Here is a 13,910-nt window from a genome sequence, read left to right as displayed (position 1 = left end):
CCGACTACTCCGCCGATATGGGCGGGCCGGCTGTCATCTTGAAGCTGGACATGAGCGGGGGCAGCTTTGGGGGCAGCCTCTTTGCCGTTATGGCAGAGGGCGATGGAGTCAAGGTTTCCGAGCTTGCTCAGCAGCAGGATTTGACCGGAGCTCCTAGCCTTGATGATATGGGCAAAGATGTGCTACGTGAGGCCTTTAATCAACTGGTCGGCGAGGTCTCCAGCAATTTGACCGTGATAGCCGGCGGTGAGGTCAGCGGGGCGCTGGCCAATTTAACCGTTGCGAACCCAAGCGATGAATCGGTGCTTGTAAACATCACGCTTGGTGAATCTTTCATCAGGACTATATTGGAACTCGTATCACCAGAAGTCACCCCTCCTATCCGTCTTGATCTTTTGACGTCGGACGACTTTGCCTCCCAGCTATCGACTCTTTTTGAAGAGCCGGAGCAGGGTGCCCCGGCCAAAGAACCGACGCCGGGTGTCAATTTCCCCGATCCCTTTACTGAAGATGAGGGGGACGTTCCGGTAGCCCCGGCCTTCTTCGACTCGCTTCAAGCGGGGGTCAGTCACGGTCAGACCAACCAGATAGATCTCCTCTTGGACATCTCGCTAAACGCCTCCATCGAGCTTGGACGGACCACCATGACCGTCTCGGATGTGCTCAATATGGGCATCGGTTCGGTGATCGAGCTGGATAAACTGGCTAGCGAACCGGTCGATTTTCTGGTCAACGGCAAGATGGTTGCTCGCGGCGAGGTCGTCGTCATCGAAGAGCGCTTCGGCATCAGGATAACCGACATCGTCAATCCCAGGGAGCGCTTGGAGAGCGTCTAGCTCAAGGATTTTATCAATAAATTTGGCGATAAGCAGCACTTTTAGCTGCTTATTTTGTTTGAATGATTGAAGCTGATTATTTAAAGGGGTGGGATGATTTCGAAAAACCGCGGTCGGCCAATTGGTCAATTAACAGAATCTTCGCCGGCCGCCGCTTGAGGTCTCGTCTCGCCAAAAACGTCTTATTTAAGCCGTGAAAATTATGCGAGACTGCGACATATTTTCCTTAAGCATCCTACCCCTCCAAGCAGAAAGATTGGCCCATTAAACTTGTAATCAAAAGGAGATCGTTTTGACCGAAAAAGTAAGGGTTCGTTTTGCCCCCAGTCCCACCGGGGTCTTGCACATCGGCGGGGCTCGCACGGCCCTCCACAACTATCTCTTTGCCAGAAAACACAAAGGCAAATTCATCCTTCGTATCGAGGATACCGATCAGAGCCGCTCCACTGAGGAGTCGATAGAGGCGATAATTTCCTCGATGAAGTGGCTGGGTCTTGATTGGGATGAGGGAGTTGAGGTCGGCGGCTCCTTTGGCCCATACCGCCAGACTGAGCGCCTACCCATATATAAAGAGGCGGCCGAAGAGCTGCTTGCAAAAGGGCCGGCCTACCCCTGTTTCTGCACGCCAGCCGAATTGGAAGAGCGGCGAAGCATTGCCCAGAGGGAGGGGCGCCCACCCACCTACGATGGCCGCTGCCGGTCCCTTTCCAAAAAAGAGGCGGACAAGCTAATGGCCGGCGGCAAGGAGTTTGCCTTGCGTTTTGCCATGCCTAAAGAGGGCGAGACGATAGTTGCCGATATCATCCGGGGCGAGGTCTCCTTCCAAAACGCCGTTTTGGAGGATATGGTCATCGTCCGTCAAAACGGTCTTCCCACCTACAATTTTGCCGCCGCCATAGACGATGCCAAGATGGAGATCACTCACATCATCCGGGGCATCGATCACCTCTCCAATGCGCCCAAGCAGATACTTCTCTATCGGGCTTTGGGTTTTAAGGCGCCAAAATTTGCCCACCTGCCGATGATATTTGGCTCCGATAAAAAACCCTTAAGCAAGCGGCACGGCTCCTCCTCGGTGGAAGAGTATCGAGAGGCCGGCTACCTCCCCGAGGCGATCATCAACTATTTGGCCCTTCTTGGCTGGTCGCTGGATGACAAGACGACCATCATCTCTGCAAATGATCTTATCGAAAACTTTTCTTTAGAGAGGGTCTCCAAGAGGCCGGCCGTATTCGATGAGGAGAAGCTCTCCTGGATGAATGGGGTCTATATCAGGGACTTGGGGCCAATCGAGCTTACCAGTCGCTTGATTCCCCTTTGGAAAGAGGCGGGTCTCTTAGGAGATGAAAATGATTTTGGCTTAAGCAAACTTGAGGCCATAACCACCCTCATCGCCGAGCGGATGAAGACTTTAAATGAAGCCCTGGATCTTACCCGCTTCTTCTTTAGCGATGAGACTCAGATTGGCGAGGAAGCGCTGGATAAGCTGAAAGGGGCCGAGGGTTTAAGGGAGATTTTGCGAGCCGCCCATGCTAAGCTCGAAGACCTTGCCGATTTTAACTCGTCCGAGATCGAAGCGGCCCTTCGGGCCATCCCGGGCGAGCTCGGCGTCAAACCCAAGCTCGTATTCTTGGCGGTTAGGATAGCGGCCACCGGCAGCGAGGTAAGCCCGCCCCTCTTTGAGAGCCTTGAGATACTCGGCAAAGAGATCAGTCTTAAAAGGCTAAAAGCGGCCGAAGGGCTCGCCTCTTAAAGCTCAAATTTTGGTATAATTACTACCGGTGCTGGGGAGTCGCCCAAGTGGTAAGACCCGGGACTTGATAGAGCTATAGATTAAATTGCTAAATTGCCGGGTCGTCTAACGGTAGGACGATGGACTCTGACTCCATTAGTATAGGTTCGAATCCTATCCCGGCAGCCAATTTCTCTCCCACCCAGTTTTTGTTTGCTTTTAACTCATAATTAGAAAGCTTTTCTGCTTCCTACTTTTCTTGGGACTTGCTAAGAAAAGTAGCAAAAGAAGGACGGCCGATCATTTTTTTAACGGCTTGAAATTACGTCTCTTTAAAGCGCCCCAAGAACTCGTTCTCACTAGCTTTATATCCTTGCTCTTTGGTTTTAAAAATCAAAACCAAAATAAGCCTTACGGCTTACCGGGTATAAGCTCGAACTCAAACAGCTTGAGGCTTATCTCTTTAAAGAGTCTATTTCAAGCCTAAAAATGATATGGCGCTTTAAAAACCTGGGGGTTGGAATCTGGAGGCTGACAGCTTCCTAACCGCATATATCGGAGAATCCTTCCTCCCCAGCCAAATTATCCAACGGCTTTATACATTTATAACCAAATCATGCCGCATTACCCACCTAAGTTTCCTTGCTTCTAAAATCGATACTTAGCCCTCAATTGACAATTCACATAAATATGTGATACACATAAATATGTGAAAAAAGGAGCGGAACTATGGAGAAACAGAACGTAACGTTATCTTTGCCAAAAACTATGCTTAAAAAGGCGAAGATGCTTGCGTTAAAACAAGAAAAATCGCTTAGCGCCTTAATAAGGGAGTCTCTTGAAGAGAAGATCAGCGAGAGCACAGGTTATAAGGATGCGATGAAGATCGAAATCGAGCGCATGGAGCGGGGATTCCATCTAGGGACAGGGGGAAGAATGCCTTGCTCAAGAGAGAAGCTTCATGAGCGGCGATAAGGTTTTTGTCGATACGAACGTGCTGGTCTACGCCTATGACATAGATGCAGGGCACAAGCATCAAGTTGCCTTAGGGATCATGAAAGATCTATGGCTTTCAAAACTTGGGATTTTAAGCACCCAAACCCTACAAGAGTTCTTTGTCATCGTGACCGGGAAGATCCCTTTTCCTCTTGAAGTGGGGGTTGCAAAGGATATTATAGAGAAGCTTTCCAAGTGGGACGTTATCCTAAATGATATGGAGATGGTTTTTTTAGCGATAGAATTTCATCAAAGACATCAACTCTCTTTTTGGGACTCGCTCATCATCGCTTCGGCGGCACAAAGTGGGGCCAAAACCATCCTCACCGAAGATATCTCCGATGGTCAGACAATAAATGGAGTGACCATCAAAAACCCATTTATGTTAGCTTAATGATTGAAGAGTTAAGAGGATAATGATGTTTGCCAAGGGCTCTATCAAAAGTCTGGCGGACCTATCCGCCTCTGTTAAAAGGGCGGCCTAATCATTTTCTTTACGATTTGGACCTAATCTCTCAAGTCAGCACAAGCGGGCCCAGAGGCTACTTCATCTCCAAAAAAGATTTTGTATGTCTCTAATAAATATGCGGGCGGTGACCGGTCCGATGTCCTTAAATTCCTGCAATCTTTGAGAGAGTTCATCCGGCGTCTTCGAATGGGTGATCAGGGCGGTGACCGTTCCATATTTCTCTTTCAGCTCTTTTGAGATCTCAAGGAGCTTGGTTGCGGTCGAGAAGTCATAGTGGACGTAGTGGCCTTTTCCCAAGACTTCGACCAACCTCTCCCATCCAGCCTTCATTATCGTCTCGGGGGTGGTAAGATCAGCTTTCACGAATTCGAAATAGGTTCGTTTGGCTACCTCTTGTTGGATGGGCTTGCCGAATAACAGGCAGGCAAGCAGCCACTTGAATAGTTCCTCCTCCTTTTTCGAGGTGAGGTCTATCTGCAAATCCTTGGAGTATATGCCCTTTCTTTCTCGAGCGGCCCTCTTATCTTTGGCCGGCGTCTTCTCCACCCATGCCCCTTACTTTAAGTGTTCTTTAAACCAATCGGTTGCAAGTCTTGCCACTTCCTCCAGAGCTCCTGCCTCTTCGAAGAGATGTGTCGCTCCCGCAACTATTTCAAGCCCCTTTTCGCCTTGAAGCGCTCTGAAGGCCTCCTCGTTCAGTTCTATGACCCCAAAGTCTCTCTGCCGCCAACTATAAGCAGGGTCGGCGAGACGACCTTATCCAGTACGTCCAAGGCGAGATCTGGCCGCCCTCCCCTTGAGACGACCGCCCCGATCCGCTTACCCAATCTTGCTGCAACTTTGAGAGCCGCCGCCGCGCCCGTGCTTGCCCCAAAGAGCCCGAGGGGGAGATCCTTTGTTTGGGGTTCCTTTTTAAGCCAGTCAGCGACTTGGGTGAGTCTCATTGTCAAGAGGTTGATGTCAAAGCGGGTCTGATAGACTTGATCCTCCTCTTCCGTTAGAAGATCGATGAGCAGGGTTGCGATATCCGCTTCTTGCAGGACTTTTGCCACGAAATTATTGCGCGGCGAAAGGCGGCTGCTTCCGCTTCCGTGGGCAAAGAGGACGATGCCTTTGGCCCCCGCCACCGCTGCGAGCATACCTTCCAAGAGGACGCCGTCCGTGCTCACTTCCACCAGTCTTTCCATCTCTTCACGCTCCTTCCTCTCCCATCGGTCCGATATTTTTTTCAAGTTGCTCATAACTCATTTATTTCACAGATTCATTCTCTATGCAACTAGAAAGCCGTATTTTCGCCTTCTTTTGCTAAGGCTTAAGTCTTGAAGGTTAGTCGCACAAGACAATTTGAGAATTGCAGTTCTTCCCATAACGCACATTTGAAATATCAATGAATCAAATCATTGACAAGCCTAAAACGGCTGTGGCATAGTAAATCCTACCAACATTATAGGTTTACTAGTTAAAGGGGTTGCTTTAGGATGATGAAACTTTCCACCAAGGGCAGGTACGGGGTTAGAGCCATGATCGAACTCGCTTTGAACTACGGCTGCAAGCCACTCTTACTCAGAGAGATCGCGAATAGACAGGATATCTCCGAAGGATATCTTGAACATATCCTGCCCCTCATAAAGAAGGCTGGGCTGGTGGGTGCGGTGAGGGGAGCAAATGGTGGTTATTTCCTCGCCAAATCTCCAAATGATATTAGTCTGGGTGACATAATCCGCGCCTCCGAGGGCAATCTTGCCATAGTCGATTGTGTGCTAAACGCCAAGATCTGTGAGCGAAACGAGGGCTGTGTGGCAAGAGATATGTGGAAGGAGATAAACGATAAGATCAACGACATCTTAGACTCCTTCAGCCTGCAGGAGATCGTCGATAGGGATTTGAGTAAGAACGACAACATGATACCGGTCTACCACATCTAGAAGTCTTTTCATCAACCAAGGAGGATGAATGAAGGTAGCAAATGATATAACCCAGCTTATCGGAAATACTCCTCTTGTCAGATTGAATAAGGTCACCGAGGGCTTAAAGGCCGAAGTCTTTGCCAAATTGGAATCTTTCAACCCGCTCTGTAGCGTCAAAGATAGGCTGGCTCTCTCGATGATAGATGAGGCGGAAAAAAGTGGCCTTCTTGTCAAAGATAGCGTGATAATCGAGCCGACGAGCGGAAATACCGGAATCGGTCTCGCCTTCATCTCGGCGGCGAGGGGTTACAAGTTGATACTAACCATGCCCGATACAATGTCCATCGAGCGGCGCGAGCTTCTATTGGCCCTTGGGGCTGAGGTGGTCTTGAGCCCCGGCGAAAAGGGCATGAGGGGCGCGGTTGAGGAGGCCGAAGATCTTGCGAAAAGGACGAAGAACTCCTTCATTCCTCAGCAGTTCAGCAACCCGGCCAACCCAAAGATACATCGCGAAACCACGGCCGAGGAGATTTGGAAGGGTACCGAAGGCAAGGTTGACATGGTGGTTGCCGGCGTTGGAACGGGTGGTACGATAACCGGTGTGGCTGAGGTCCTAAAGGAGAGAAAACCGGAGGTTAAGATGGTTGCCGTCGAGCCGGCCGCCTCCCCCGTCATCTCGGGCGGCTGCGCCGGACCACACAAGATACAGGGGATCGGGGCGGGCTTCATCCCCAAAGTCCTTCGGGTTGAACTCATAGATGAAGTCATCAAGGTCGAAGACGATGACGCGGGGGCTACCGCCCGCCGCCTGGCTAAAGAGGAAGGCATCTTCTGTGGTATCTCGTCTGGGGCGGCCACTTGGGCAGCCCTTGAGGTGGCCGGGCGCAAAGAGAATCAAAGCAAAAAAATCGTCGTCATCTTGCCCGATAGCGGCGAGCGTTACCTTAGCACTTGGCTCTTTAAGTAGTTTTGAGAAAGAGAAAATTTTTGTGGCGATAAAGTCAGGACCGATGGAAGATTCATACGAGTTTGAAGTTAAAACTATAGATGAGAACGGCGTAGGAGCGGCAACTGTAAAGGTTGCAGTCGAAGCCCCGCTCACCATATTTCTGGACGAGCGCGAGCTCGTCACCATGCTCTGCACCCCAACCGATCTTGACGATCTTGTCCGCGGCTTCATCTTCGGCTTAGGAATCGTAAAGGGTGCAGCGGATATTAAAAAAATATCCATCGATGCGGAGCGGAGCTCTGCCTATGTGACTCTGAGTGGCCAGGGACCAAGCGATGATATCGTTTTCAAACGGGTATATACCTCCGGCTGCGGCCGGGGGATCTTCTTGACCACGGCCGCAGATGCCTTAAGCCAGAGGGAGGTCGCCTCCGACCTAAAAATTTCGGCCTCCGTCATAAGCTCATTGATGACCGAATTTAAGGGAGAGTCCAGCCTACACACCCAGACGCGGGGCGTTCACAGCGCGGCCCTTTCGCTCGGCAGAAAGCTGGATATCTTCATGGATGACATCGGCCGCCACAACGCCATCGACAAGGTGATCGGGGCGGGCCTAGCTGTTGGTGCATCTTTTGCGAACGCCATCCTTTTGACCAGTGGGCGGATAACCTCGGAGGTCATCATGAAGATGGAGCGGGCGAATATCCCGATAGTCGCCTCCAAGAGCGCGCCGACTGATCAGGCCATCAAGCTGGGCCGAAAACTTAATATTGCGCTGGTCGGAGCGGTCAGGGGAAAAAGGATGAATATTTACTCTGCTGATAGTAGAATATTGACTTAATCAATATCTGGCTTTTAACTAGGGGTTATGAAATTGGATATTAAACGCGAGATAAAAGAACTTAAAAAAGAGATGAACGCGGTTATCTTGGCTCACAACTACCAGAGAGGCGAGGTCCAGGATATCGCAGATTTTGTCGGCGATTCTTTGGGCTTGAGCTTCGAAGCGGCCAGGACGGCGGCCGAGGTGATAGTCTTTTGCGGCGTTCACTTCATGGCCGAGACGGCCAAAATTCTTTCACCAGCCAAGACCGTACTTCTGCCCGATTTGGGAGCGGGCTGCCCGATGGCCGATATGATCGATGCCGAGAAGCTTAGAGGGCTAAAAGCGGCTCATCCCAAGGCCAAAGTCCTCTCATACGTCAATACCTCGGCTTCAGTCAAGGCCGAAACTGACTACTGCTGCACTTCGGCCAATGCGGTCAAAGTCGTCCAAGGGGCGCTCATGGACGAGGAGGTCATTTTCGTGCCCGACAAATATCTGGCCGCTCACGTCTCAAAGCAGACGGGCAAAGAGTTCATAGTATGGAATGGCTACTGTCCAACTCACGTCAAGATAACCGGAGCCGATATTTTGAAGGCCAAAGAGGCCCATCCGGGCGCGCCCGTCCTCACCCATCCCGAATGCACGCCTGAGGTCAACGCCCTGGCCGATGAGGTCCTCTCGACTGAAGGGCTCATCAGATACGCAAAGGCCTCGCCGGCCAATGAGTTCATCATAGGAACCGAGGTCGGGATAATCCACCGCTTAAAGAAGGAGAACCCAAGTAAGAGATTCTACCCGGCAAGTGATCTGGCCGTCTGCCCCAACATGAAACTGACCACTCTGGAGAAGGTTTTGGCCTCTCTCAAAGAAGGGAAGTTTGAAATAACTTTATCTGAGGAGATAATCAACAAGGCTAAAGGCAGCATCGACCGGATGCTTGAGTTCGTTTAAATTCGAAATCTCAGGAGAGAATTATGGATAAACCTTTGATATATCTGGATAATAACGCGACCACCCCTCTTCATCCCAGGGTCAAAGAGGCGATGACCTGCGCGATGGAGGTCTTCGGCAACCCCTCTTCACTCCACGCTTTCGGCCGCAAAGCGAGAAGGATGGTCGAGGAGGCCCGCGAATCGGTCGCCACCTTCATCGGAGCGAACCCAGAGGAGATAATCTTTACCGGAAGCGGCTCGGAGGGTAACAACACCATCCTTTCCATGTTCACCTCCTGTGGCTGCCATTGCTCCTTTAAGAATAAGGTGACCGGCCGCCTGATCACCACGGCCATTGAGCATCCCTGCATTTTGGAGACCTCCGAGTGCTTGATCGATAAGGGCGTCTCAGTGACCAAGGTCGGCGTGGACGCTTTTGGCAAGATCGATATGGATGAGCTCAAAAAGGCCATGGATGAAGAGGCCGGTCTGGTCTCGGTCATGATGGCCAATAACGAGATCGGTACCATCCAGGATATAGCCAAAATCGCCAAGATGGCCAAGGAGAGAGGCGTCTTCTTTCACAGCGACGCCGTCCAGGCCGTCGGCAAAATCGAAGTGGATGTCAAGGAACTTGGAGTCGATTTCTTGACCCTCTCTGCCCATAAGATCTACGGCCCCAAGGGAATCGGTGCGATCTATGTCAAAAGTGGGGTTCCCATCTGTCCGATGATACGGGGCGGTCACCAGGAGCGGGGGCTTCGGGCCGGCACCGAAAATACCATCGGCATCGTTGGCCTGGGCAAGGCCATCGAGATGAGAAGGGCCGAGATGGCGGATGAATCCAAAAGGCTTCTAACCTTTAAGACCAAACTTATCCGAGGGATAAAGGAGAAGATAGCCGACGTAAGGTTCAACGGTCATCCGACCGATTCCTTAAATGGCACGGTGAGCGTCTCCTTTGCGGGGGCGGAGGGTGAATCGATCCTCCTCTACCTCGACTTGGAGGGGATAGCCGTCTCGACCGCCTCGGCCTGCGCTTCCGGCTCGCTCGATCCCTCCCACGTTCTAATGGCGACCGGCATGCCCATCGAACAGGCTCACGGCTCCATTCGGATAAGCATGGGGCGCGAGACGACCGAAAAGGATATAGATTATGTGCTTGAGGTTTTACCAAGAGTCATCGAGAAGATCAGGAGCATGTCGAGTGTCTATACCAGGCCCAAGGCCTGCGGTTAGAAAAATTTTTTAGGAGATTATCATGACAAGCGGAGATTGGGTATATAGCGATATATTGAAAGAGCACTTCGTAAGCCCAAAAAAACTTTATGAAGGATGAGAATCTGGACTCCTTCGACGGGGTGGGCAGAGTCGGCAACATAAAATGCGGCGATGAGATGATCGTGGCCATTAAAGTTGATAAAGATAAAGGCATTATTACCGATTGCAAGTGGAAGACTTATGGTTGCGCAAGCGCCATCGGCTCGACCTCGATAATGAGCGAGATAGTTAAGGGCAAGACCTTAGAGGCGGCCTACAATTTGAGCCCCAAGGATGTGGCCAAGGCTTTAGGCGGCCTTCCCGAAAACAAGGTTCATTGCTCGGTTTTGGGAGATAAAGCGCTTCGAGCGGCCATAAACGACTATTATAAGAAAAGCGGCATGGCTGAAAAGGTCAAGGATGAGGAGGCCCGCGTCGTTTGCAGTTGTATGAACGTGACCGAGGGCGAGATTGAAGAGGCCGTCCTTGATGGGGCCAGAACCTACGAGGAGCTGCAGGAGATGACCAAGATCGGCACTTCTTGCGGCGAGTGCAAGGAAGAGGCCGTAAGTCTGCTTGAGAAGTATGTAAAAGAGCATTTTTAAGAGGCGCTAGATTTGATAAGTATATTATCAGGCCCGATTCGATGAATCGGGCCTTTTTTGTTTGCAGCGCAAAGACATATTAACTAAAATATAAGTTAATTGTTTAGTCACTCTAAAATTGAAGGGGTTCCCTTATGAGGATCTTAAGGGGCTACACCGGATGCAAAGATGGAACATTCTAATCGCTTGCAGCGAAGAAAAAGGGTGGCCCTAAAGAAGAGGCGCAGGAGGCTCTTTGCCCTTCTCGTCTTCTCTTCGATCATTATTTCCCTCTTAACCTACAATTTCTTTGCGCGGGCCGGGTCCAAGGCGCCCGCCCATATGGAACCGACCGCAAACAAAGAAGAGGCCGCCTCCATCTCAAACGATAATTCTAAGCTCAGCGATAACCTCCCGTCTCAGGAAGGCAGCGCAGAGGAGCCCGCTTCTAAAGAGGAGGCCAAAGAAGAGAGTCAGCAAGGTGCCGCCGCAAGCAAGACCTCGGAGGCAAAGCCGGCAGTAAGCGGCCAAGACACCGACGTCATTGCCGCAAGCTCTGAAGATAAAAACCTTGCCCTCACCGGCAAAATTATCTGCATCGACCCTGGCCATCAGGCCAAGGCGAACCTGAGCACAGAGCCGATAGGGCCTGGCTCCACCCAGATGAAGGCGAAGGTTACGGGAGGGACCAGCGGCGTTTCGTCCAGGATTCCAGAGTATCAAATAAACTTAGATGTATCGATGAAGCTAAAGGAGCTGCTGGAGAGAGCCGGCGCCAAGGTCGTGATGACGCGAGCGGCAAATAATGTGAACATAAGCAACGCGGAGCGGGCCGAGCTGGCCAATAAGGCCTCGGTGGACATATCCGTTAGGATTCATGCCAACGGGAGCAGCAACTTCTCCGCAAGCGGCATCTCTATCCTCTATCCGGCAAAGAATGAATGGACGGGCGGTTTTTATGCTGCAAGCAAAGAAGCCGCCCAGATCGTTTTGGATGAGCTAATTAAAAGCACCGGCGCCAAGAGAGAGGGGATCGTTGCAAGGGGAGACATAACCGGTTTCAACTGGGCCAAAGATCCCGTTATCCTGGTAGAGATGGGATACTTGAGCAACAAAGGTGAGGATGCGCTGCTTAATACCGATGATTACCAGCGGAAAGTGGCCCAAGGTATATTCAATGGAATATCAGAGTTCTTGTTGTCATGATCTCTTGCTACTAAAACAAACCAGAATAAGGAGGCAAAAGTATGAGCCCAAACAAGGAAGATACTTATAGCCACAAGGGGTGGCTGGTTTCAGACTTCTTCATCAAACGGGCGCCGGCCGTCCATGGTTACTACTTGGTCGGTGGTTTGATAATAGCGGGTGCGATAATATTTCTGATGATTTTAATGGGGATAGCTTTATTCCTGGTCTTCAACTCGGCTTTTAGAGGATTCTAATCAATTGCCGACCGAAGGCTCAAAGAGAACCTTAGTTAACCGTTTTGCAGATTTTAAGGAGTCTCTATGCCTAAGAAGAAGAGTTGGCAAGATAAGCTGAATAATTCAACCGATCTGCCCAAAAAGGTTGAGATGGATGGAAAGATTGCAGAGCGTTTTGGGCCGGGCTTCATGGTCATTCCCTCTCCAAAAGACGTGGACGCCATCATGAAGAAGGTTCTAAAGGGCAAACTGATAACCGTCAAAGAGATACGAGAGAAGCTGGCCAAGGATTTTGACGCCGATATAACCTGCCCGCTGACCACCGGCATCTTCACCTGGATTTCGGCTAATGCCGCCGAGGAGGCGGCCGCAGAGGGCAAAGTAGATATCACTCCTTATTGGCGGACCTTAAAATCGGACGGGGTATTGAACGAAAAATATCCTTTTGGCCCAGAGCATCAAAAGAGCTTACTTGAGGCGGAAGGGCACAAGGTCATCCAGAAGGGCAAAAAGTACGTGGTTGATAATTTCGAAAAGTCGCTTGCCAAACTCTAAGCCGCTACTCCATAAACTTGGTCGCTTCGGCCAGATCTAACTTAAATATCCTCCTTATGGGGGGCACTTCGCTGATGAGCATGATCACCAGCATGACCAGAGTCATCCAGGCAAAGCTAGACGGATATATTTTGGCCGGAAGCGTATAGTCTCAGTCGAAAAGGATTGATACATGGCACTTGTTGCCCGCAGGCCCAGATAGAGGCCGAATGGTATTCCGGCCAAGGCCAAAAGAAGGTTTTCCAAGGTGGCCATAAAGGCCAGATGTATGTGTAGGATGCGGTCGGCTATCTTTGCGATCGACGTGTTGTGGGTCACAATCATGCAGGTCATGCCGTCTTTTCGTTCAACTCTTTGAGTGACTTTAAGACGAGTTTGCCCATCCGAAAATCTAAGCTACCGGTCGGCTCATCGCCCAGGATGAGGACGGGGTCTTTTGCGAGCGCTCTAGCTACGGCCACCCGTTGCTGCTCACCTCCGGAGAGCTGAGAGGGAAAGTGGTTTGCCCGCTCCTTTAAACCGACCATTTCAAGGAGTTTGGCTGAGGTTCTGGAGGGGGGTTTGTGGTCGCGCGAAGCGAGCTCGCGAGCGTATTCCACATTCTCTTTTGCTGTCAAGGTTGGTATTAAGTTAAAGAACTGGAAGATGAAGCCGATCTTCTCTCGGCGAAGGACGGTAAGCTGTTTGCGGTTGTAGTTGGAGATATCTTCACCATCGATAACTATCCGCCCGCTGGTCGGGGTATCGATGGCTCCGATCAGGTTGAGGAGGGTCGTCTTGCCCGAGCCGCTCGGCCCCAAAAAGGCGACGAATTCACCCCGCTTTATCTTTAAATTGACACCGCGCAAAGCGTGAACGTCAATCTCACCAACGTGATAGATCTGATTCACGTCCTCCAAGATGACAATGTCGCCACCGCAGATTCTTTTATCTTTTGGCTGGGGAGCTTCGTCCACGATACTCCTTTAAACGAAAGGGGTAGAACAGTGAAGCTAGGATGCTGATTTACCATGGCAACATCAATTCATTATCGTAGAAAAGCGGTGATTGAACAAGTTATGTTGTCAACTTGAAGCATTAAGTTTATACTCTTGTTCGAAGTTTTTCAGCCGACCCCTTTTTAATGTGGCGCATTCGTCTAGTGGCCTAGGACACCGCCCTCTCAAGGCGGAGATCACGGGTTCGAGTCCCGTATGCGCCACCAATATTTTAGCATTTCAACTACTTATCTATCTTCTTTCTCCTTCCGGGGCTTGGTCGATAGCCATGTGATGGTAGCAAAGCCTCTTAACCTTTAAGCGTTGAGTGCCACTTTTCTTGCATTATTTTGGGCTTTGATTTATATTGAAAATATCTTTTTATCCGCTTTTCTTCGTGCCCACTGGAAGTCAAGCCCACAAAGTTCTGTAAATGGTGTCCTCCTGAGATAAGAGTCATTCA

General features: G+C 50.6%; 13 protein-coding genes, 2 tRNA genes and 3 pseudogenes. 15 read left to right on the top strand and 3 right to left on the bottom strand.

From position 1 onward, the window contains the following. The 5 genes from fliN to QMD53_04735 all read left to right on the top strand — a co-directional run. The coding region (gene fliN, locus QMD53_04755) for a flagellar motor switch protein FliN (protein ID MDI6799960.1) at positions 1-836 on the top strand (836 nt) is incomplete at its 5' end. A 292-nt stretch (positions 837-1,128) separates the two neighbouring features. After that, positions 1,129-2,589 carry a glutamate--tRNA ligase gene (gene gltX / locus QMD53_04750; GenBank protein ID MDI6799959.1) on the top strand — a complete coding sequence of 487 codons (1,461 nt, stop codon included), beginning with the start codon at positions 1,129-1,131 and terminating at the stop codon, positions 2,587-2,589. A 94-nt stretch (positions 2,590-2,683) separates the two neighbouring features. Then, a tRNA-Gln gene (locus QMD53_04745) sits at positions 2,684-2,757 on the top strand. Between the two features lie 540 nt (positions 2,758-3,297). Further along, positions 3,298-3,543 carry a DUF6364 family protein gene (locus QMD53_04740; protein MDI6799958.1) on the top strand — a complete coding sequence of 82 codons (246 nt, stop codon included), beginning with the start codon at positions 3,298-3,300 and terminating at the stop codon, positions 3,541-3,543. Further along, on the top strand, positions 3,530-3,958 hold the full coding sequence (locus tag QMD53_04735) for a PIN domain-containing protein (GenBank protein MDI6799957.1): 429 nt from the start codon (positions 3,530-3,532) through the stop codon (positions 3,956-3,958). Before QMD53_04740 ends, QMD53_04735 begins: the two co-directional genes overlap by 14 nt. A gap of 153 nt (positions 3,959-4,111) precedes the next feature. Here the strand turns inward: QMD53_04735 and QMD53_04730 are convergent, their stop codons facing one another. Together QMD53_04730 and QMD53_04725 are read right to left on the bottom strand one after the other, a co-directional pair. Next, positions 4,112-4,579, bottom strand: a complete 468-nt coding sequence (locus tag QMD53_04730; GenBank protein ID MDI6799956.1) for a DNA methylase — start codon at positions 4,577-4,579, stop codon at positions 4,112-4,114. 9 nt (positions 4,580-4,588) lie between these two features. Beyond that, positions 4,589-5,172 (bottom strand): annotated as a pseudogene (locus QMD53_04725) (dienelactone hydrolase family protein). A 339-nt stretch (positions 5,173-5,511) separates the two neighbouring features. Here QMD53_04725 and QMD53_04720 point away from each other — a divergent pair. The 9 genes and pseudogenes from QMD53_04720 to QMD53_04680 all read left to right on the top strand — a co-directional run bounded on the left by QMD53_04720 (position 5,512) and on the right by QMD53_04680 (position 12,470). Then, positions 5,512-5,958 carry an Rrf2 family transcriptional regulator gene (locus QMD53_04720; protein ID MDI6799955.1) on the top strand — a complete coding sequence of 149 codons (447 nt, stop codon included), beginning with the start codon at positions 5,512-5,514 and terminating at the stop codon, positions 5,956-5,958. A gap of 28 nt (positions 5,959-5,986) precedes the next feature. Further along, positions 5,987-6,907, top strand: a complete 921-nt coding sequence (cysK, locus tag QMD53_04715) for a cysteine synthase A (GenBank protein ID MDI6799954.1) — start codon at positions 5,987-5,989, stop codon at positions 6,905-6,907. Between the two features lie 43 nt (positions 6,908-6,950). Next, complete coding sequence (gene fdhD / locus QMD53_04710; GenBank protein ID MDI6799953.1) at positions 6,951-7,730, top strand: formate dehydrogenase accessory sulfurtransferase FdhD; 780 nt, start codon at positions 6,951-6,953, stop codon at positions 7,728-7,730. A gap of 27 nt (positions 7,731-7,757) precedes the next feature. Next, positions 7,758-8,666 (top strand): quinolinate synthase NadA, encoded by a 909-nt coding sequence (nadA, locus tag QMD53_04705; protein MDI6799952.1) that lies wholly within the window; start codon positions 7,758-7,760, stop codon positions 8,664-8,666. 23 nt (positions 8,667-8,689) lie between these two features. Next, complete coding sequence (locus QMD53_04700; protein MDI6799951.1) at positions 8,690-9,886, top strand: cysteine desulfurase family protein; 1,197 nt, start codon at positions 8,690-8,692, stop codon at positions 9,884-9,886. 19 nt (positions 9,887-9,905) lie between these two features. Then, positions 9,906-10,512, top strand: a pseudogene (locus QMD53_04695) (iron-sulfur cluster assembly scaffold protein). Positions 10,513-10,680: 168 nt separating this feature from the next. Beyond that, positions 10,681-11,697 (top strand): N-acetylmuramoyl-L-alanine amidase, encoded by a 1,017-nt coding sequence (locus QMD53_04690; GenBank protein ID MDI6799950.1) that lies wholly within the window; start codon positions 10,681-10,683, stop codon positions 11,695-11,697. 41 nt (positions 11,698-11,738) lie between these two features. Beyond that, positions 11,739-11,933 carry a hypothetical protein gene (locus QMD53_04685; GenBank protein MDI6799949.1) on the top strand — a complete coding sequence of 65 codons (195 nt, stop codon included), beginning with the start codon at positions 11,739-11,741 and terminating at the stop codon, positions 11,931-11,933. Between the two features lie 66 nt (positions 11,934-11,999). Further along, positions 12,000-12,470, top strand: a complete 471-nt coding sequence (locus QMD53_04680; protein ID MDI6799948.1) for an MGMT family protein — start codon at positions 12,000-12,002, stop codon at positions 12,468-12,470. Between the two features lie 249 nt (positions 12,471-12,719). Here QMD53_04680 and QMD53_04675 read toward each other — a convergent pair. Further along, positions 12,720-13,378: pseudogene (locus QMD53_04675) on the bottom strand (ABC transporter ATP-binding protein). A gap of 219 nt (positions 13,379-13,597) precedes the next feature. On the opposite strand from QMD53_04675, the gene QMD53_04670 reads away from it, so the two are divergent. Continuing rightward, positions 13,598-13,674, top strand: a tRNA-Glu gene (locus QMD53_04670). Positions 13,675-13,910 lie beyond the last annotated feature (236 nt).

This window comes from Actinomycetota bacterium (assembly GCA_030017835.1).
GTDB lineage: Bacteria > Actinomycetota > Aquicultoria > UBA3085 > Oleimmundimicrobiaceae > Yes70-04.
This window is presented reverse-complemented; position numbering and strand designations above follow the sequence as displayed.